General features: G+C 69.8%; 16 protein-coding genes and 2 pseudogenes. 14 read left to right on the top strand and 4 right to left on the bottom strand.

Annotated features, from left to right (window positions below; genetic code table 11):
• Positions 1-74: 74 nt before the first annotated feature.
• Together L0P92_RS13490 and L0P92_RS13485 are read right to left on the bottom strand one after the other, a co-directional pair.
• Positions 75-869: an SDR family NAD(P)-dependent oxidoreductase gene (locus L0P92_RS13490; RefSeq protein WP_234762824.1), complete on the bottom strand. Its 795-nt coding sequence runs from the start codon at positions 867-869 to the stop codon at positions 75-77.
• A 132-nt stretch (positions 870-1,001) separates the two neighbouring features.
• Complete coding sequence (locus L0P92_RS13485) at positions 1,002-1,670, bottom strand: hypothetical protein (protein ID WP_234762823.1); 669 nt, start codon at positions 1,668-1,670, stop codon at positions 1,002-1,004.
• 277 nt (positions 1,671-1,947) lie between these two features.
• Here L0P92_RS13485 and L0P92_RS13480 point away from each other — a divergent pair, with 277 nt between their 5' ends.
• The 6 genes from L0P92_RS13480 (at position 1,948) to L0P92_RS13455 (ending at position 8,803) form a co-directional block, all read left to right on the top strand.
• Positions 1,948-2,577 (top strand): TOPRIM nucleotidyl transferase/hydrolase domain-containing protein, encoded by a 630-nt coding sequence (locus tag L0P92_RS13480; protein ID WP_234762822.1) that lies wholly within the window; start codon positions 1,948-1,950, stop codon positions 2,575-2,577.
• Positions 2,578-2,727: 150 nt separating this feature from the next.
• Positions 2,728-3,999 (top strand): N-6 DNA methylase, encoded by a 1,272-nt coding sequence (locus L0P92_RS13475; protein WP_234762821.1) that lies wholly within the window; start codon positions 2,728-2,730, stop codon positions 3,997-3,999.
• Positions 3,996-5,168 (top strand): hypothetical protein, encoded by a 1,173-nt coding sequence (locus L0P92_RS13470; RefSeq protein WP_234762820.1) that lies wholly within the window; start codon positions 3,996-3,998, stop codon positions 5,166-5,168. The genes L0P92_RS13475 and L0P92_RS13470 overlap by 4 nt, the downstream gene beginning before the upstream one ends.
• A complete protein-coding gene (locus L0P92_RS13465) occupies positions 5,156-6,097 on the top strand; it encodes a hypothetical protein (RefSeq protein ID WP_234762819.1) in 942 nt (313 codons plus the stop codon). The genes L0P92_RS13470 and L0P92_RS13465 overlap by 13 nt, the downstream gene beginning before the upstream one ends.
• A gap of 131 nt (positions 6,098-6,228) precedes the next feature.
• Positions 6,229-8,223 carry a spermidine synthase gene (locus tag L0P92_RS13460; protein ID WP_234762818.1) on the top strand — a complete coding sequence of 665 codons (1,995 nt, stop codon included), beginning with the start codon at positions 6,229-6,231 and terminating at the stop codon, positions 8,221-8,223.
• A 130-nt stretch (positions 8,224-8,353) separates the two neighbouring features.
• Positions 8,354-8,803: a hypothetical protein gene (locus L0P92_RS13455; protein WP_234762817.1), complete on the top strand. Its 450-nt coding sequence runs from the start codon at positions 8,354-8,356 to the stop codon at positions 8,801-8,803.
• A gap of 51 nt (positions 8,804-8,854) precedes the next feature.
• On the opposite strand, the gene L0P92_RS13450 is transcribed toward L0P92_RS13455, so the two are convergent.
• On the bottom strand, positions 8,855-10,030 hold the full coding sequence (locus L0P92_RS13450) for a DUF418 domain-containing protein (RefSeq protein WP_234762846.1): 1,176 nt from the start codon (positions 10,028-10,030) through the stop codon (positions 8,855-8,857).
• Positions 10,031-10,322: 292 nt separating this feature from the next.
• Between L0P92_RS13450 and L0P92_RS13445 the strand changes: the two genes are divergently transcribed.
• The 8 genes and pseudogenes from L0P92_RS13445 to L0P92_RS13410 all read left to right on the top strand — a co-directional run bounded on the left by L0P92_RS13445 (position 10,323) and on the right by L0P92_RS13410 (position 17,347).
• Positions 10,323-11,150 (top strand): helix-turn-helix domain-containing protein, encoded by an 828-nt coding sequence (locus tag L0P92_RS13445; protein WP_234762816.1) that lies wholly within the window; start codon positions 10,323-10,325, stop codon positions 11,148-11,150.
• Positions 11,151-11,203: 53 nt separating this feature from the next.
• Positions 11,204-12,277, top strand: coding sequence for a methyltransferase (locus L0P92_RS13440; RefSeq protein ID WP_234762815.1), 1,074 nt, complete (start codon positions 11,204-11,206; stop codon positions 12,275-12,277).
• A gap of 345 nt (positions 12,278-12,622) precedes the next feature.
• Positions 12,623-12,829: a hypothetical protein gene (locus L0P92_RS13435; RefSeq protein WP_234762814.1), complete on the top strand. Its 207-nt coding sequence runs from the start codon at positions 12,623-12,625 to the stop codon at positions 12,827-12,829.
• 17 nt (positions 12,830-12,846) lie between these two features.
• Positions 12,847-12,975: pseudogene (locus L0P92_RS45470) on the top strand (DUF4291 family protein); the annotation flags it as partial.
• A gap of 263 nt (positions 12,976-13,238) precedes the next feature.
• On the top strand, positions 13,239-15,497 hold the full coding sequence (locus L0P92_RS13425) for a tetratricopeptide repeat protein (RefSeq protein WP_234762813.1): 2,259 nt from the start codon (positions 13,239-13,241) through the stop codon (positions 15,495-15,497).
• Positions 15,498-15,628: 131 nt separating this feature from the next.
• The gene (locus L0P92_RS13420; RefSeq protein WP_234762812.1) at positions 15,629-16,090 is read left to right on the top strand and encodes a hypothetical protein; all 462 of its coding nucleotides are present in this window, start codon (positions 15,629-15,631) and stop codon (positions 16,088-16,090) included.
• Between the two features lie 333 nt (positions 16,091-16,423).
• Positions 16,424-16,702, top strand: a pseudogene (locus L0P92_RS13415) (DUF4291 family protein); the annotation flags it as partial.
• A 183-nt stretch (positions 16,703-16,885) separates the two neighbouring features.
• A complete protein-coding gene (locus L0P92_RS13410) occupies positions 16,886-17,347 on the top strand; it encodes a nuclear transport factor 2 family protein (RefSeq protein ID WP_234762811.1) in 462 nt (153 codons plus the stop codon).
• Positions 17,348-17,397: 50 nt separating this feature from the next.
• Here the strand turns inward: L0P92_RS13410 and L0P92_RS13405 are convergent, their stop codons facing one another.
• Positions 17,398-19,578, bottom strand: a complete 2,181-nt coding sequence (locus tag L0P92_RS13405; RefSeq protein ID WP_234762810.1) for an FUSC family protein — start codon at positions 19,576-19,578, stop codon at positions 17,398-17,400.
• Positions 19,579-19,797: the final 219 nt, after the last annotated feature.

The raw sequence follows: 19,797 nt of genomic DNA, 5'->3' as shown, positions 1-19,797 counted from the left end.
AACGATCCCGACTCCGAGTGCCGCGGCCGCGGGAAGACAAACCATGCGACAGTCGCCCCTGGGTGGTCACCCGGTCACGGCAGGATGGAGTCGACGTAGCCGCCGTCCACGCGCAGCGCCCCGCCGGTGGTGGCCGAGGCCTGGTCGGAGCTGAGGTAGACCACCATGTGGGCGATCTCCTCCGGTTCGATCAGCCGTTGCAGCAGGCTCTGGGGGCGGTGCTCACGCATGAAGGCGCGCTGGGCCTGGTCCCAGGGCAGGTCGCGGTCCACCAGTTCGTAGACGAAGTCCTCGACTCCGCCCGTGTGGGTGGGCCCGGCGATGACGGAGTTCACCGTCACTCCGGTGCCGGCCGCCTGCTTGGCGAAGCCCCGGCTGACCGCGAGCAGCGCCGTCTTGGACATGCCGTAGTGGATCATCTCGGCCGGGGTGACGAGCGCCGAGTCGCTGGCGATGTACTGCACGCGACCCCAGCCGCGTTCGGTCATGCCGGGCAGGAACTGCCGGGTCAGTCGTACGGCGGACAGCACGTTGACCTCGAAGTAGCGCCGCCACTCGTCGTCGCTGATCTCCAGGGGGTCGGCGGCGCCGAAGACGCCGAGGTTGTTGACGAGGACGTCCACGTCGGGCAGCGTCTCGGCCACCGTGTCCGCGCCCTCCCGCGTGGTCACGTCCGCCGGGACCGGCACCCAGGCCGCTCCGGGCACCGCCTGGGCCAGCTCGGCGACGCTGCGCTCCACCCGCTCCGGGTTGCGGCCGTTGACACCCACCCGGGCCCCGGCACGGGCCAGCCCGGCGGCTATCGCCGCGCCGATGCCCTGGGTGGATCCGGTGACGAGGGCGGTGCGGCCCCTGAGATCGATGTGCATGCCTGGCAGCCCTTCTCGCGTGCGGGTTGGCGCGGGTCCGGCTCCGGGTACCCGGAGGAGATCAATTGCACACGCGCATTACACGCCCACGCGGCACGGATCGGACCCGCGCGCCTTCCCGCTCCGCTCGGATCAGCCGCCGCGCGTGAAGACGTCGTCCCTGGTGGACCCGCCGGCGCAGAGCTTCTTCTCGTCGGCCGTCATCTTGCGGGACTTGACCACGACAGCGTTGTGCTTGCCGTCCGTGCCGTTCGGGGCGGGGCCGGTGATCACGTCGGGGACGAACCAGTAGTAGTGGCCCCACTTGGGGTCGTCGTAGTGGGTCTGCCAGGTGCCGGATATCCGCTGCATGACCTGGGCACGGGAGATCCAGCCCACTTCGCCGGGCCGCACGGTCACGGTGAAGGTGCTGGTCTCGGTGTGCGAGCTCTGCCAGGTGTAGTTGTACGTCGCGGTCACACTGGCGGTGATGATGCCCTCGATGCCTCCGCCGACGGTGACCGAGCCGCCCACCGAGTGGGAGGAGCCCACGGTGTCGGCCCATGCCATCGACTGGGAGGCCGGTGAGGCCGTGCAGTTGTAGAGCAGTTCGGAGACCTGACGGGGCTCCCCGAGGTAGGCCTCGCCGATCTCCGGGGTGTTGAAGCTGCACTTGCCCTGCCCGGAGGCGCAGTCGGCCATGATCTGCTCCGCGGTGGGCTGCTCGTCGGCCACCGCGGGCACGGCGGCCACCGCGATCGTCCCGAGTGCGGTGGCCGTCAACGCCAGCGTGCGGCCGCCGTACCGCAGTGCGCGGCTCATCGTCATCGTTGTTGCCTCTCACGTACGTGGGGGGTGCGGCGACTGTGCGCTGACCGCTGTTACGGATGGGGTCACAGTCACCTTGTGATGCTCACGAGGCTCACGTAATCGGCGTCGGAGCTACACCAAGAGCTCGCAAAGTTGTATTTGATTTTCAAAAATGATGCACGGTCAATTTCCTTGCCGGTAAGGCGATTTCGGGATGAGGGCGCCCTGAGCGGCGCGGCGCGCGAAAACTCGGTGCCCCGTCCGCTTCCGCTGGAGCAGAATCGGCCTCATGGCGGACATGGGAGCGTTCCGGGACGCGGTCACCAGTTGGGCGGCGGGAAGTCCCGGCGGGCCGGCCGGCGCATTGGCCGGCGAGCTGGCCGCGCGCGTGGGGGTACGGACCGCGGTGCTGCTGGAAGGACCGAGCGACCTCGCGGCCGTGGAGGCACTGGCCGCCCGCCATGGCCGGGACCTTTCCGCCGAGGGAATCTGCGCCCTGCCGATGGGCGGAGCCATGAGCGTCGGCCGCTACGCCGGCCTCCTCGGGCCGACCGGGTTGGGGCTGCGCCTGGCCGGCCTGTGCGACGAGCGCGAGCAGCCGTTCTACGACCGCGGTCTCGAACGTGCCCGGGCGCCGCGTCACGGGGTCTTCGTGTGTGTGTCGGACCTGGAGGACGAACTCATCCGCGCGCTGGGCGTGCCCCGGGTCGAGAGGATCGTGCAGGCGGAGGGCGACCTCCAGGCCTGGCGGATCTTCGAACGCCAACCGGCACAGCAGGGCCGGCCCCCGCAGCAGCAGATGCGGCGCTTCCTCGGCACGAAGCGGGGCCGCAAGATCCGCTACGGCCGTCTCCTCGTCGAGGCCCTCGAACCGGAGCAGGTGCCCGCTCCCCTCGACCGACTGCTCGCGAGCCTGTGACGCCACCGCGGGACGCCCCTGACTCGATCCTTGCAGGCAGGCGCCGCGCACAGCCACGGAGACTGCGAGTTGCGGTCGTTGACCAGGAGCGATACTTTTCGCGGTCGGCTTGATCCGGAGAGGGGGACGATGTCGGACAGGAACGTGAAGGTGGGGGACGTTCGGTCCAGGCTGCGCGCCGCGGGCTACACGCTTCTCCAGTCGGAGCCGCGCCTCGAGAAGCTGCCGAACTTCCGGCCCGATGTGCTCGCTTGGGCGTCCAACGCCGACGGCGACCTGGTGCCCTGGGCCGTCGTCGAGGTCAAGAACCGGCTCAAGCAGCCGGAGTTCGCCCTTCCGGCACTGGCGCGAAGCCGGGATCTCATGGGCACGGTCGAGCACTACGCCGTCATCGACGGCGAGTGGTTCAAGGCCGACCGCGGCGTCCGCTCCCTGGAGCCCGTCGACGGTCCCACGCCGCCCGCGTACGGTTCGCAGGGCCGGCTCACCGACGAGGGGCTCGCGACGTCCCTGCTGGTGCAGCGCCTCTGGTTCGAGGCCAACCGTCTGCGTGACGCCGGGGTGCGCGTCGGCGACGGGTTTCCGTCGGGAACCATCCTGGCGGAGACGGCGCGGCCCGGTATCGAGTTGCCGGAGGGTGCCTTCCTCCCCGTGCGGCCGGACGTGCTGTGGCGTGCCAAGCGGGAGGCGCTGATCGAGTTCGCCTCACGCGGCAGCTCCGGCTCCAGTTCCCACCCCGCGGTCGCCTCCGCCGTCGCGGCCCTGGTGGAGAAGCGTCTGACCGGGACGGTCCTGGACCCCTTCTGCGGGACCGGCTCGTTCCTGTGGGCCACCCTCGACCGCGCCGCGGATCGAGGCGTCCAGGCCCGGTTCGTCGGCTACGAGATCAATCCGCGGCTCGCCGACCTCGCGGCCGGAATCGGTCACGGCGCCCCGTCGCCCGTGGAGATCGACAAGGCGGACGCCTTCCGCGCGGACTTCCCGGCAGCCGACGTCATCGTCACCGCTCCCCCGCTCCATGTCCGGTCGGAGGACCGCCATGCGCTCCTGAACGGGTCCACCACCACCGACGGTGAGGTCGCGGCGGTGGACAGGGTCCTGCGGGCGTTGAAGGCCGGCGGGCGTGCCGTGTTCCATCTGGCGAGCGGGTTCACCTCGGCGGAGCGCCACGCGTCGTACCGGACGTTTCTGGCCCGTGAGTTCCGCGTGGCCGCCCTGATCGGACTGCCGCGGGGCGCCCTGTCCGGTACGGGAGTGCGGTCCGTGCTCGTGGTGATCGACAGGGCGGAACCGTCGGAGACATTCGTGGCCCAGCTCGGCGAGGACTGGGAGACCCAGTTGGAGCCGGAGGGCGCCGCCCTGAGTGCGGCACTGGAGTTCATCGACCCCGCGGCGACTCCGCGCGTACCGGGGCGGCCATGAGCACGTCTCTGGTGGTCGACCTGCGACGGGACGGGCTCGGCTGGGACCCGGTCCGGCTGGCCGCCTCCGCGTTCGAGTGGCCGACGCGAGCGCCGCTGGCCTCCGTGCGCGAGCTTGCCGATACTCCGCGGCCCAGCACGGTGACGAGGGCCGGTTCACCCGTCATCACACCCGCCAACCTGGCGGCGTCGACGGGCGCGATCCGGCGGCGCAGCACGAAGTACCAGGGCAGTGCGTTCGTCGTCGGCCGGCACGGGCTGCGACCTGGTGACGTCCTGGTCCCGCCCTCGGTGTCCGGACCGGCCCTTCTCATCGACGAACGGCTGAACGGCGCCCTGTTCTCGTCCCGCTTCACGGCACTGCGTCCGGCCGCGTCGTCCGACGCCCTCTGGATCTGGGGGGTACTGAACAGCCGGACCGGGCACGCCCGTCGGGCCCTTCTGGCGGCCGGTTCGCCCACGGGCGCCGTGAAGGCGTCGGATCTGCTCGACATGGAACTGCCGGTGCCGCCGTTGTCGGACACCCGGCGTCTGGATGAGGTCCTGACCCGGATCGAGGAGCGCACGCACCGCGCGGAGGCCTCCGCGGAGTCGACGTGGTGGCGCACGGCGGACCTGCGCCTGAGGAACGACTGGGCGATCCTGCTCGCGACCCCCAGGCCCGAACTGCTGGAGGACGGCGAGCCCCTGGGTTCCTTCGTCCGGGAGCTGGCGCGGTCCCGGTCGACCCGCGCCACCGAAGTCCCGGAGCCACTGCCCGACACCCTGCCGGTGGTGAACGTGAGCGCCCTCGCCGGGAAGCCGATCCGACGCTGGGTCGATCCGGCGGCTGCCGGAACGGCCGTCATCGCTCCCGGAGACCTCCTCGTCGCGGGTCTGGGCGACTACGCCTACGCGACGGTCGCTCAGCACCCGGGTGTGGCGGATCCCCATGTCTTCGTCCTGCGCCTGCTCGACCCCACACAGGGACCGGCTCTGGCCCACTACCTCAACGGCCGCGAAGGCCAGGCGACCCGGCGGATCCTGCTGCGGGGTGTGACCGTGCCGTCGCTGCGGCGCTCGGACGTCGAGCGCTTCCCCGTTCCTCGCGAGGCCCTCGACTTCGACGGTGACATCGAACCGGCCGTGCCCCTGGCCGATCAGCTGGAACAGGTTCTATGGACGAACTGAGCTGCACCCTCTCGCCGCTCGTGTTCGCCGAGCTGTACCGGCTGCTGGCGGCGGACCTGACACGCCAGGAGGTCCTGGAAGACCGCCTCGCCGAGATCGGCTACGACCATGCCTGGCTCGGTACCGCGGCCGACGCCTACGACGCGTACTGGGAGGCACAGCTCAAGTGGACCGACGCCACCGGCGTCGGCGACCTCGTGGTGCCGAGCGCCGAGCACGCCCGGTTGGCCACCTGGATCCTGGCCGGCCTGCGCATCACGGGCGACGACCGGGAGCTGGGTTCCGCGCTGGCGACGAACGTGCTCCAGCGGGCCCTCACCGAAGTGCCCGGCCTCAAGACGCCCCTGCCCCCGAGCCTCAGCCCCGTCATCGTCGGCTGGACCCTCGGCCAGATCATCGGTGTGCCGCCGTACGAGTGGCCTGTCGCTCCGGCGGAGCTGCCCGACGACGTGAACCTGAGGTCGGCGTTCCTGGGGCTGGTGCACCATGTCCTCGTCCTCGAAGGCATGGCGCAGCCGTGGCCCGAGATGATGCAGACGTCCATGTACTGGCGCGGGTACGGGATAGCCGAGGCACTCAAGCCGGACGCCCATGAGGGCAGCCCGGCGATACTGCGGTTGCTCCAGGAGTCACGTCCGCTGCTCTCGCAGCATCTCAGCACCCAACTCAACCGGCACTTCAGCGGGTTCGGCCAGCGTCGTAACGCGCTGTCCCATGTCACGGACGACGCTCGCCGGGAACGTTTCGTGGATGTCGTCGCCAGTACTCGGGGCTGGGAGGACCTCCGTATGACGGTGCTCGGCATGACGCAGTTCGTCTGCCAGGAGATCTCCCGGTCGCTGTACGACGCCGAAGAACCACCGCCCGCGCTGCGCAACGACCCGTGGACGTATCTCAAGCGGGAGATCTCCACGGAGTGGCTGGCCTAGCCACCCCCACACCAATGGCGGTGGTGCGCACCGGCAAGGCATCTCGACTAGCCGACCCGAACCTGGCACCGTAAACCGCTATGAAGATGACCAAAACGGGACAATCGGCGTTTTCGGTGCGCTGGAGGCTCGTGCTGGCCAGCACCACCATGCTCTTCGTCGAGCTGGCGCTGATCAGATGGGCCGGCGCCAACGTCGTCCACCTCAGCTACTTCTCGAACTTCATCCTGCTGGGGTCGTTCCTGGGCATCGGCATCGGGTTCCTGATCCCGGCCGGGCGCGGACAGTGGCTCAAACGCTGGACACCGATTCCGCTGGCGCTGCTCGTCATCTTCGTACGGGCGTACCCGGTGCAGGTGCGTCAGAGCAGCAGCGAGGTCATCTACTTCACCGCCGTGAAGACCACCGGCCTGCCGCAGTGGGTGACGCTGCCGGCCATCTTCCTGCTGACCGCGGTGATCATGGCCGGGATCGGCAAGATCACCGCCGACCTCTTCCGTCAGCTCCCCTCCCTCGACGCCTACCGCTACGACCTGCTCGGCAGCATCACCGGTTCGGTGTCGTTCGCCGTACTGTCCTGGCTGCGGGCCCCGTCGGTCGTGTGGGGCGTGCTGGCCGCCGTGGCCCTGCTGGTCCTGGGCGGGCGCCGCAACACGCTGCTGTACGGCGTCCCCCTCACCGCGATGGTCGCCGCGCTGTTCCTGGAGTCGACGGCGGCCGGCGTGTCCTGGTCGCCGTACTACAAGATCGAGCTCAAGGCGTCGCCGACCGCCACCCGGACGTACTACATCTCCGCCAACGGTGTCCCGCACCAGAGCACCGCACCGCTGCCGGTGCTGCTGCGGGAGAACTCGCCCTATCGGCAGGCCTATGAGCAGACGCCCCGCAACCCGCACAAGCGCGTGCTGGTCATCGGGGCCGGCAACGGCAATGACGTCGCGGTGGCGCTGGCGCACGGCGCGGAGCACGTGGACGCGGTCGAGATCGATCCCCGCCTTCAGGAGATCGGCGCGCAGTTGCATCCCGCCAGGCCGTACGACGACCCCAGGGTGCATGTCCACATCGACGACGGGCGGGCCTTCCTGGAGCGGACGAACGCCAAGTACGACCTGATCATCCTGGCGCTGCCGGACTCCCTGACGCTGGTGTCGGGCGCGAGCAATCTGCGGCTGGAGAGCTATCTGTTCACGCGGGAGGCGTTCGAGGCCGCCCGGGATCATCTGACGCCGGACGGCGCGTTCGCCATGTACAACTACTACCGCAAGGCCTGGCTGGTCGACCGCTTCGCCGGCGACCTCGACGACCTCTACGGCCACGCCCCCTGTATGACGACGTTCAAGCGGAACGCGGCCGTACTGGTGGCCGGGATGACCCCCGCCGACCAGTCCTGCCAGCAGATCTGGCAGCCCAGCGGACCGGTCCCGGCGGCCGCGACCGACGACCACCCCTTCCCGTATCTGCTGCACCGGGGCATCCCCACGCTCTATGTGGGCGCCCTGGGCGCGATCCTGCTGGTGACGCTGCTGGCGGTGCGCCTGACCGGGGTCCGTATCCGCGACACCGTCCGCTACACCGACATGTTCCTGCTGGGCGCGGCCTTCATGCTGCTCGAAACGAAGAACGTGATCGGGTTCGCCCTGTACTTCGGTACGACCTGGCTGGTCAACGCCCTGGTCTTCTTCGGTGTGCTGCTCTCCGTCCTCGCCGCCGTCGAGGTCCGGCGCAGGCTGCGGCGGGTCAACCAACTGCTGCTGCAGCTGCTGCTCTTCGGCTCGCTCGCGGTGGCCTGGCTCGTCCCGACGCAGGCCGTGCTCTCGCTGCCGCCCGTCGGCCGGCTCGCGGCCGCCATCGCCCTGGCCTTCGCCCCCATCTTCTGCGCCAACCTCATCTTCTCCGACCGCCTCGCCCTGGCCCCCGACCCGACGTCCGCGTTCGGCGCGAACCTGCTGGGCGCGCTGACCGGAGGTGCGCTGGAGTACCTGGCGCTGCTGACGGGCTATCAGGCACTGCTGCTGGTCGTCGCCTTGCTGTACCTGGGGGCGTGCGTCGCCATGCGCTTCGCGGGGCGCGGGTCGGACGGGCAGACCACGCCGATGCCGGACGAGACGGTGGCCGTCAAGAGCTGACCACGACAGACGGCGGCTGCTCTGCCGAGCGGTGGTACGGCCGTACAACCCCTCCTCCGTGTCGTGTGTCTCCACCGGTGACGGGCGCTCGTCCGAGCGTCCGTCCCAACTCGTTCCAACGGGGGAACACATGAGCTTGGCCAGCACTCGTACACGCCGCGGCACGGCCGCGCTTCTCACCGCCCTGACGGCGGCAGCTCTCGGTGCCGCGAGCGCCGGGGCCTCCAGCGCCGATGCCGCAGGGCCGCAGACACGGCAGATCGCCTCGTCCCAGCTCGGCAGCGACTACAAGGTCACACTGACCGCGCTGCGGTCGACGCAGGACGAGTACGCCGCCTCGGTGCGGCTGCAGGTCTACACGCAGTCGAACGGCGCCTGGAAGGAGTCGGACCGGGTGACCGTGGGCGAGGTGGACGGCTGGTTCTGGTACCCGCTCACCGGCACGGGGGCCGTCTGCGAGTTCTCGACCGCGAGCACCGAACCGGCGCCCCTGACGGTGAGTCTGCTGCTCACCCCGTCCCTCGGCTGCTCCGACCCGACGCACCTGGTCATCAAGGAGGGCCGGGTGTACGCGGGCTGAGCGGCACGCGCCGTATCGCGGACGCGGATACGTGACGTATCCGCGTCCGGATCAAGTGCGGCGGTACACCAGCCGTCGCAGCACCGTCTCCATCGGCCCTTGTCGCCCGGCGCGTTCCAGCGCGTACGCGCCGGCGACCGTCACCAGCCAGACGCCGACCGCGAACAACACCATGGTGACGCTGCTCAGGTGCTCGCCGAGGCCGAGGCCCCAGGCCGCGAGCAGTGGGGCGAACATCAGCGAGTGGGCCAGGTAGCAGGACAGCGACCGCTTGCCCACCGCCGCGACCGCCATGACGGTCCGGCTTCCCCGGCGATCCTGCTTTCCGAGGCGTCGGCGGGTCCACCAGTGGGCGAAGAGGGCGACGGCTGCGACGTAGCCGATCCCGGCGGCGTTCCCGGTGACGTCGCGCAGGATGGTGAGCGCCCCCTCCTCGCTCTGTGCGTCGTCCGGCACGTCCAGCGCGCCGACGTGGGCGAGCGCGGCGGGCAGCGCGCCCAGCCAGCCGATCGCGATTCCGCCGACGGCGGTGCGGCGCAGCAGGCGCAGATGCCGCCCGGGCTCCTCCAGGACGCGTCGGCGTGCCGCCCAGAAGCCGAGGAGGAACACCAGGTAGCCGCCGCCGACGAGGGCGAGCGGGGCGGCGACGAAGGTGATGAACAGGCCGGTCGTCAGGCGGGTGCCGAGCGCCGCGAGGAAGCCCTCCTCTCCCGAGGCGTACGCCACGAAGCCCGGCTCCGCCGCCGTGTCCCCCAGGGAGCCCAACTCGCCCCGCAGCAAGGCCGCGACGACGGGCAACGCCGAGATCAGCAGCAGTTGTACGGCCGCGACGCCGATCCACCACTTCAGCGCACGCTCGCTCCGCCTGACGAAGAGCAAGCCCAGGACGAGGCTCAGGACGCCGTAGTAGCCGACGATGTCACCGGCCATCAGCAGCGTGGCGTGCGACAGCCCGATGACGATCAGCCACAGGCTGCGGCGGCGCAGGATGCCGACGGCGGCGCGGCCGGTCGCTCCGGCCTCGGTCTGGCGCAGGTAGAGCTGCATCATGCCGTAGCCGAAGAGGAACGCGAAGAGCGGGTACACCCGCAGATCCAACACGGTGATCATGGTGAACTGTGCCGCCCGGTCCGCCCAGGAACCGTCGACCGGCTGCCACCCGGAGGGGCCGTGGCGAGCCGCGTAGAGGTGGAAGGCGGTGTTGGACACGACGATCAGCAAGAGCATGAGGCCCCGCGCCAGGTCGGGTGCGAGTGCTCGCTCCCCACTGCGCACGGCCCCGCGTGGCGGCCGGGCCTTCCCGGCGCTGTCGAGGGCTCCAGTGCTGCCCGGGTGTCCTGTGCTGTCGGGGGTCTCGGCGTCAGTCGTCGTCACACCGTCACGCTAGGAAAGCGTCGGGTCCCGGGACATCCGCCTTCGGTCTCGGCGTGGCCGACCAAAGTATGGCGCCCACACGCCAAAGATGGCCGGGGAACATTCGTCCAAGACAGGAGGCCCTGGCGTCGGCGACCGTGGAGGCATGCGCAGCTACGACGTGGGGCCCGCACGCACGGATCTCGATGCCGCGAGCGGCTGGGAAGTCGCCCACCCGGTCGGCGGTACGTTGCTGGACGGCGTCCGGATGGCCGGGTTCCGTGACCGGCTCGCCGCGGGTCTGGACCTGCAGGTACTCCCTCAGCCCGCTGTGATCGTCGTCATCGGACTCGGGGACGAGCCGCTCGGCGTGGACAGCGCCACGGGGCGTCGGCCGCTGAACAGCCTGGTCGCCGGAGTGTCGCCCGGTCGGGCCCGTATTCGTGGCCCGCGTGTCGAGTGCGTCGAGGTTCGTCTGTCGCCGCCTGCCGCCTACCGGGTGCTCGGGGTATCCCCACGCGAGCTGGAAGGGTCCGTCATCGGGCTCGCGGATCTGTGGGGATGCCAGGAGCGACGTCTGCGCGAGCGGCTGGGCGAGGCCGGGACCTGGCAGGAACGCCTCGCGCTGACCGACGAGTTCCTCGTCGGGCGGGCCGCTGACGCGCCGTCGATGACGGCCGAGGTCGCCGCGGTCTGGGAGACCATCGTCGCCCGCCGGGGCCGGGTCCGCGTCGAGGACCTCGCCGCTTCCTGTGGCTGGAGCCGTAAGCGACTGTGGTCCCGGTTCACGGACCAGGTCGGCCTCACCCCCAAGCGCGCCGCCATGCTGGTCCGCTTCGACCATGCCGCGCAGGCGCTGAGCTCAGGTCACAGCGCCGCCGACGTGGCACTCGCCTGTGGCTACACCGACCAGTCCCACCTCCACCGCGACGTGTTCACGCACGCGGGATGCACGCCGGGCGCCCTCGCCGGCAGCTCCACGACGGCCGCCTGACGCACGTCCGCACGTACCGAAACGGGACCCCACCGAAGGAAGGGAAGACATCCGTGGCGAACACCGATGCCCCGGCAGTGAGCACAGCCGACCGTGACCAGATCGTCCGGCTCGTCTTCGGCACCATGGCCGCGCAGACCCTGCGCGCGACCGTGAGGTTGAGGGTGGTCGAGCACATCGGCGACACACCGCGCACCGCCGCCGATGTCGCCGCCGAGGCCGGAACCGAGGAGCAGCCCATGTCCCGGCTGCTCCGCGCCCTGACCAGCCTCGGCCTGCTGAACGAGCACACCCCCGGCACCTACTCGGTGACCGGTACGGGCACACTCCTCCACCGGCACCACCCCGCTTCCCTCACCTCATTCGTGCGGGTGTTCACCGAACCGGCCGTCGTGCGCGCCTGGGAGCACCTGGACGACAGCATCCGCACCGGCCGGCCCGCCTTCGACACCGTCTTCGGCACCGACTTCTTCACCCACCTCGGCCAAAGCCCGGAACTCTCAGGCCAGTTCAACGCCGCCATGAGCCAGGCCGTGTCCGAGACCGCGGCGGCTCTGCCCCACGCCTACGACTTCGGCCGGTTCACCTCCGTCACCGATGTCGGCGGCGGCGACGCGACCCTGCTGGCAGGCGTACTCGCCGCGCATCCGCACCTCACCGGCGTGCTCTTCGACACCGCCGAGGGCCTGGCCCAGGCACCTGCCACTCTGGAGCGGCACGGGCTGAAGGAACGCTGCTCCCTGGTCGCCGGGGACTTCTTCACCTCCGTGCCCGAGGGGTCCGACCTCTACCTGATGAAGAGCGTCCTGCACGACTGGACAGACGACCAGGCAGTCACCATCCTCGGCCACTGCCGCGACGCCCTGCCGCCCGACGGCCGCCTCCTCATCGTGGAACCGCTGCTCCCCGAGGCCGCCGACACCCACACCGGGGCCAGCCTCACCGATGGCGCGATCACCTACCTGAGCGACCTCAACATGCTCGTCAACCTCGGCGGCCGGGAACGGACCCGCAAGGACTTCGAGGACCTGTGCCGTCGGGCCGGCCTCACCCTCACGTCGAGCACACCGCTCGCCGACGCCGAGCCCTTCTGGCTCCTTGAAGCGAGGCTTGAGTCCGGAACCTGACGACGTCCTACGTCAGAGCGGTCGGTCGGGCGATGGCGGGGCCAGTCCAGCTGCATCGATCTTGATCTATCCTCGGTCCTTCACGACCGGGACAGAGGGCGATCAGACATGGCGTATCGGGTTGGCGACGAAGTGATCGTCTCTTGCGAGCCGGCGAGCGCTCGGGTCGTCTCGGTGAATGCGACCCATGTCCGTCTCCAATGGCCTTGGGGAGAGATCGACAACTCCGGGCGGGTTCGCTGGGACGGGACGTTCCACCTCCCTTGGGCTGACTCAAGCGGTGAGTGGACCCCCTATCACTTTGAGCCGGCACCCGCTGCCCTTCGTGCAGGAGACGTCTGCACGGTGTCGATCCCTCCCACTCGCCTCTGCGTGGGGCACTACGAGGAGTACGACCCTCCCCGTGACTTCGGCTGGGTTCCCACCCCCGCCGTCGGAATCTACGTCGTGCCGCCGGAGAGCTTCGACATGGAGGACGTGGACGAGACCGCGGGGTGCATGCTCTACCTCGGCGGAGCGGAACCACATCAGGTCGAACTCGTCCAGGACTGAGTCGCCAACCTCACGTCATCTCATCCACAAGCCTTGGCCATTGCTCCACCGACTCCACGATCACCATCTACCAGGCTTACTCCACAGAGATCGGCCTCCCCGCAGCCCGTGACGGCCGGTTCCCCGCGGCCTGGAAGCATGATCGGTCATCAATGTGTGTTCACAGACGACTCCCCAGCGACTGATGATGCCAGGGGCGACGAGTAGCCCCGGAACTCCTCATCCACGCCCGCCTCTATACCGACTGGCTCCTTGGCCACTACCCGGTGTCGTGAGCCAGAACCGCGGGCATTGATAGCCCGGCAACCACACGGTGGGCGAGGAGCAGCGCATGCGACGTCAGTCTCAAGCCCGCACTGGTGCGGGAGTCGCAGGTTTGTTGGCTGTCATAGCTGTGCTCCTGGGACCGGTGACGAACTACGCCAGCGACTCCGTACCTTCGTGGGCCGGCCATGCGTGGGTGATCTGGCCGACCTTCGCTGCGCTGGCCCTGCTGAGCATTGGTTTGACGTGGTTCAGCACGCGCCAGGACGGCGAGTCGTCATCGCCCTCGACGTTGACCCCGGTCCGTCCACTCGCCGCGGTGAGTCCAGCCTCTCTTCGCCCCCCGCACATCGAGGCGGAGCTGATGCACGGTCGACAGGCGGAACTGGACCGCCTCACCCACATGCTCCGCACACCGAACGGACGCTTCGCCGTGATCTGCGCAGGTGGCGGCATGGGGAAGACCACGGTGGCCGCGATGCTGTGCGCCAAAGCGGCTGAAGCCGGGTACGACGCCTACTGGGTACGGTGGCAGGGCCTTGAGTCCTTGCAAGCACAACTCACACAGGTCGCCCTCGACTGTGGCCTTCCCCCTGCACTCCTGGAGCGGGCCCGGGCCGGCCATGACAGCCTTCCAGACGTCTTTTGGCTGCATTTGGCCCGCACCCGCAAGTGGCTGTTGGTCATCGACAACATCGACGATCCCAGCCCGATCGTTCCGGCGACAGAACAACTGAGTGACTACCGCGGTTGGGTCCGACCCTACGGCGCCGGCCTCCTGCTCCTGACGAGCCGAGATACGAGCCAGGACGTCTGGGGATCCGCAGCCGAACTGCTGAGGCTTCGGCCACTGACCACAACAGCAGGCGGACAGGTTCTCCTCGACCTGGCCCCACAGTCGGGGACGTTGTCCGAGGCCGAGTCGCTCGCCGTTCGCCTCGGAGGTCTGCCCCTTGCGCTGCGAGCAGCCGGGCGCTACCTGACCGAGACGACCAGCCGGTACCGTACTTTCACCGCATACCAGCAGGCGCTGGAGCAGGATCTGTCTCCCTTGCTCGGCCCGGAACAGCCCGATGCGACCGACCCAGAGGTGGCCCGGGACGTGGTTCGCCATACCTGGGAGATCTCGCTCGACCAACTCGCCGGGGACCGGAGGCCGCTGGCCCGCCCCGTTCTGCGGCTGCTGTCTCTTTTCGCCGATGCGCCGATTCCCAGGGATCTCGTCTTGGGTGGTTTTGTCCAGGCGGTCATCGGCGAAACCGTCACCGAAGGGGCCCTCGACGACGCCCTATCAGGTCTCCGCCGTTATGACCTTCTACAGGCCACGGAGACTGCCCACGGCGGTGATGCCTCTTTCCCATGCCTCGTCCTGCACCCGCTGGTGCGCGAAGTGAACGTGTACATCCTGTCCACGACGACGGCAGACGTTCCTGGATGGCGTCGGAAGGTTGCGCTGCATCTGATTTCCTGGACCCGGGAATTGTCGGAAGTCTCGCAGTCGTCATGGGACCGCGCCCGGCTTATCGCACCTCACTTCGCTCTCGTCGCCGAACTCGGCGCAGACGGCTCCATTCCACTGCCGAATGCCCTGGACGCACTGGAGAATCTCGCCGCGCTCCTTAGTGACGCGGGCGCCCATCCACTCCAGTTGACCTTACGACGGAGCGCGCACGACATAGCCAGGCAGATTCTGGGCGCCGACCACCCGGACACTCTGGAGTGTCTCAGCAAGTACGCTCGCGCGCTACGCGCCACGGGAGACTACAGTGCGGCCATCGACCGACACAGAGAAGTGCTGGCCGTGCGGACCCGTGTACTCGGTCCGCGTCACCTCGACACGGTCTCCAGCGGTCATCACCTCGCAAGGGCACTGCGGTACATGGGTCGTCATGCCGAGAGCGTCGACCTGGCCATGGGCACCACCAGCGCCTTGACCAACGCGCTCGGCCCGGACCATCCCGAAACGCTGGCCAGCCGAGACGTCCTTGCGCTGGCCCTGGACAGCTTAGGAAATCACCGGGAAGCGGCCGAGATCCATACCGCGGTGGCGGAGATCCGTACGAGGGTGCTGGGGCCCACTCACCCTCGTACTATTTCCAGCCTCAACCACCTGGCCGATTCCCTGAACCGCCTTGGCGAACACACGCGAGCTGCTCGTCTCGCGCGCGAGACGGTTCGGACGGCCCACCACGCGCTCGGCCCCGATCACCCCCGCACGCTGAACGGCCGCCACGCACTCGCCACGGCCTTGCACGGGCTCGGTGAGTTCGCGGAAGCGGCTCGAATCCACCGAGACGTACTGCAGGCGAGGACGCGGATCCTGGACGCCGAACATCCGGAAGCCATTGAAAGCCGCGATGCGCTCGAACGCTCATTGGCCGCGCTGCGAGGTGCGAGGCGATGACGGTCAGCGACACCACGGCAGATGCTGTCCGCAGAGGTCGGCCGAGAACACACATGCTCTGACTGTGAAGCGACGTATGGAACCGTAGACTTGCCCTCGAAAATGGCGTGGGATGTGGGGGAAGGAGTCCCATGACACCTTCGATGTGTTGTCGCCACTGCGGAAGCACCAACGGCTATCGGCGGACCAACAGCGAGCAGTGGTGGTGTAACAGCTGCGACCACGGAACTCGCATCCCCCCTTGGGTGTTCCATGTACTCGACACCGGCAAGGAGTCTGGTCCGGCCCCAGCAGAGGATCCAGCTCGCACGCCTGAGATCACCGCGTGTCCTAAGAACGGCCGCCACGTCCTGCCCGACGGCGCGCAGGGGATGATCACTGGAGATGAGAACGGCATCGCCGAGGCACTCGCCGCCGCTTACGCGGTCTGCGAGCCGTGCAAGGTCAACCTGGAAAGACGGATCGCGTCCGACGACGGCACCTTGACCGTGTTGATGACCGCAGTCTGGCTGTGCTCCTACGCCCAGGTACGCGCTTCTCAGGGCCTTCCGCCGGCTGACGCCGCTGACGAGCTTTTCCCCCGGTCGTACTAAGGGAACTGGATGCCAAGACTCGCCGTCTCCTCCGTAGGTTGGCACTGCAACCAGTCGAAGCCCCGGGCGGACGACTCGCTGCCCAGCCTGAACCTCATGAGCTGGCTGACCTGATCATCAATGTCGCGGGCGACGAGGAGCGCGCCGCGCTGTGGCGAGACGCCCTCGACGGTGCAGTCTCCATCGTAATGATGGAAGCCGCCCACCTCTGACCAGGCAGGCTGGGCACACGGAAAGGTCCGTGAGCGTGGCCTGACGTGACCCATCAAGCGACGATGACAGACTTCTGTGCGTCGCCAGCGGCCAAAGCCGCAGGGGGTGAGCGCGTGAATGCGGCGATCCGCCCGCGCTCGGGATGCAGCCGCGGGGGACCCCGAGCGCGACATGCGTCTGCGGCCCCTTGACCACCGTTCCCTGCAGCTCGGGCTCTCCGCCGAAGCCGCGCATCGCTACGCGGACGAGTGGACGGTCTCCATCACCGACGTGACGCCTCTCGCGCACGAGATACACCGGCATGTGCGGGCCGGCGACCTGGACGTCGCCCAGGGCCTGCTCCCCCGGGAATCCCCCTATCCCACGCCTGCCGGGCTTTTGGATCACCTGAGCCCATGAGCGGTGTCATCCCTTGAGAGGTCCTGAGACGTCCTCCAAGGCCATGGCCCCACAGGTACATGACCCCAGACGTAATCGACCGCGCTCCTCTCCCCCGGCAGGATCAAGCACACAACGACGTCGAACCCGATACCGACATCTACGGGAATCCCGGAATCCGCCCGCAGCCGCGAGGAGAGCGCCATGTCCGTCAAGTCCACGCCGTCAACGGCCAGTTCAGTGTCGGCCGACTCGGGGTCCGTCGCCGAGGTCACCCGTTCCGTGGTGCGGGAGTTCGTCGCCGCCCGGCTGGCCGGCGACACCGAGCGGCTCGTTTCGCTCTTCGCCGACGAGGTCGACTGGCTGCTCGCCGAGAACCCCGGGGTTCCGTGGATCCGGCCACGGTCCACCGCCGCCGAATGCGCCGCCCAGTTCACGGAGTTGACGGAGCACACCGTCCCCGAGGACGCGCGAGCCTCCGTCGACACCTTTCTCGTCGACGGCACCGATGCCGTGCTGATGGGGCACTTGTCTGGGACCGTACGGGCCACGGGGAAGAGCTTCGAAGGGCCGTTCGCGCTGCGCCTCACCGTCGAGGACGGCCGGATCACGCGGCACCACCTGTACGAGAACAGCCTGTCGATCGCGCAGGCCTGCGCCCCGTGAGGGCGTGAGCCCCTCTGGAGGACCGGAGCCCTTGGAGAGCGCGGAGCCCCTCAGCCTGGCGGGCCCTCGTTCATCGCTCGCAGGTCCGCCCGCAGGGTGACGAGCCAGTTCTCCACGTCCGTCAGGGCCGGCAGCAACGGTGGGACCGGAACGTCCGGGGAGGGGGCGTCGGAGGCGGAGGCAGTCGTGTACGGGGCGTGCAGCGGCGGCATCCGGATGCCGCTCGGCGGGAAGGCGGCCGCGCGGGTGGCGGCGGTTGCCGTGGACTCGGCCGCCTCGCGTGCCCAGCGTGCCACGGCGTCGGGCACCTCGCGGTCGAGGTCGCGTGCCGCGATGCGGGGCAGCCAGTTGGCGCCGACCAGGGTGTGAATCGCGAAGTTGAGGGCGGCCGGCCAGTCGGGGGCGTCGTCGTGGTGGGTGGCGGGTTCACTGCGGTACTGGGCGTATGCCGCTTCGGCGAGCCGTAGTCGGTGCCGGGTCTCCCAACGGGTGCGTTCGCCATCCTCTGGGGATTGCGTGTGCGCCGATGAGGCCTGGTGCGGTGCGGTGGCGGGCAGTGTGGCGGCCACCGTGGCCGGGATGAGGGGCGCGGCTTCCTCGAGCAGTGCGCTCATGCCGCGCCGGACCTCGCCCGCCGCTCCGGCCGGCCAGGCCAGGACCCCGCAGAGCAGTCCGATGCAGGAGCCGGTGAGGACGTCCACGACGCGGACCTCGCCGATCTGCCAGGTGACGGGCGCGAGCTGGGCGAAGGCGGTGGAGACGACGAGGGTGAACAGCCCTTGGGCCCAGGCGATGCCGGCGATCGGTCCGACGGTGAAGGCCAGCAGCATGACGGGCGCCAGCAGCGCGGCGTAGACGTCGGTCGCCTCGCCCGCCCAGAGGATCAGTGCTCCCGCTGTCAGCGCTCCCGCGAACGTGCCGATCACCGCCAGCCGCACCGCGGAGAGGGTGGCTCCGGCCGTGGTGCGTCCGAGTGTCAGCACGGCGAGCAGCACCCAGAAGCCGTGGGAGAGGTCCAGCGAACCGGCGACGAGACGCGCCACGCCCAGCCCGAGCGCGGTGCGCACGGCGTTCTGGAACACGACCGAGCGCAGTGTCAGGTTGCCGGTGAGCCGTCGCAGCCACAGGTGGATCGCGGACGGCTCGGCGTACCAGAGTTGTTCGCTCGGCAGGCCGCGGACGCTGCGTCTGCCGCCGATCGCGATCGACAGTGCGGCCCGCGCGGTCACGGCCGAGGCCGCCTCGGCGAGGACGGCCGACTGCCGGCGCAGGGTGGGGGACGACGGCGGGTCGCGGGCGAGCGTGGCGCTTGCTCGGGCGGTGAGGAACTGCTCGACCATCTCCTCCAGCGCCTCGGGACCCGCGACCGGGCGCCGGCCGCGCAGGTTCTCCGCCATGGCGAGGCACTCCGCCGTGATCGCGGCCAGCAGCGGCGCCGACACGGGGTCCGCGACGGCCTGCGTGGGCGCATCCCTGGGGGCGTCCGCTGAGTGCTCGGCGGCGCGGGCCAGCTGGTCGAGGAGGCGCCGGGTCGCACCGCCCGTGTGGGCCAGGGCGCGGTCGGTGCGTCCGGCTCCGGTCGGGCGTACGGCGGGCGGCAGCCGCGACAGCCGCAGGGCCTGGCCGGCGTCCCGCAGCTCTCGGGCGCGACCGGGTTCGGCCACCCCGCCGTGCACCGAGGCGCGCGTCGCGCGGGCCGCCAGTTCCAGTGCCGAGGCGAGCCGCTCGGGGTAGGGGACCTCCGCGGGCGCGGGCAGCACGAGCAGTTCGCAGAGGGTCAACAGGGTGCCCCCGACGAGCAGGCCGGCCAGGCGTTCGGGGAGGGTGTCGGGTGCGTACGGCGGGAAGCAGGCCAGGATGTAGAACAGCTGGAGCCCGGGGGCGGCGCCGGCCGGAGCCGGGCCGCAGGCCGCGCCGAAGGTCATCACGAAACCCACCAGGACCATCCCCGCGACCGCCGGTGCGGTGGCCACGGCGAGGGCGGTGCCGAGCGCGGTCAGCGCCATGGCGACCGGCAGGGCACGCAGGACGACGCGTGCGCGGTCCCGGCCCGAGCCGGGCAGGGGGGAGAGGATGCCGAGCGCGATGGGGGTGAAGAGGGCGTACAGCGCCACTGCGGGCTCGTCCAGGGCGTACACGGCCGGGTAGAAGCCGACGCCGGCCGCGACGGTGATCCGTACCGCTCGGCGCGCGGCCTGCACATGGTCGGGTGACGAGGGCCACCGCGGCATGGCGCTCCTTCCCGCGGCCCCGCCCCGGGGAGCATCCCACCGCCGTCCTTCCATTGTCCGCGGCCACACGCCGACGGCAGCTCCGCGAGCCATGGGGGCGGACGCCTGACCGGACCGTACGGTGACAGAGAGCGCGGCCCGGCTCCTCTCGCACACCCGCGTCCCTCGCCTCCCCCGTATCCCCTCGCTCCCCGCGACCCTTCACCTCCCGTATCCCTC

It is taken from the genome of Streptomyces muensis, from assembly GCF_021474425.1.
Lineage (GTDB): Bacteria > Actinomycetota > Actinomycetes > Streptomycetales > Streptomycetaceae > Streptomyces > Streptomyces muensis.
The sequence above is the reverse complement of the archived record's forward strand: the minus strand, read 5'-3'. Positions and strand labels throughout refer to the sequence as shown.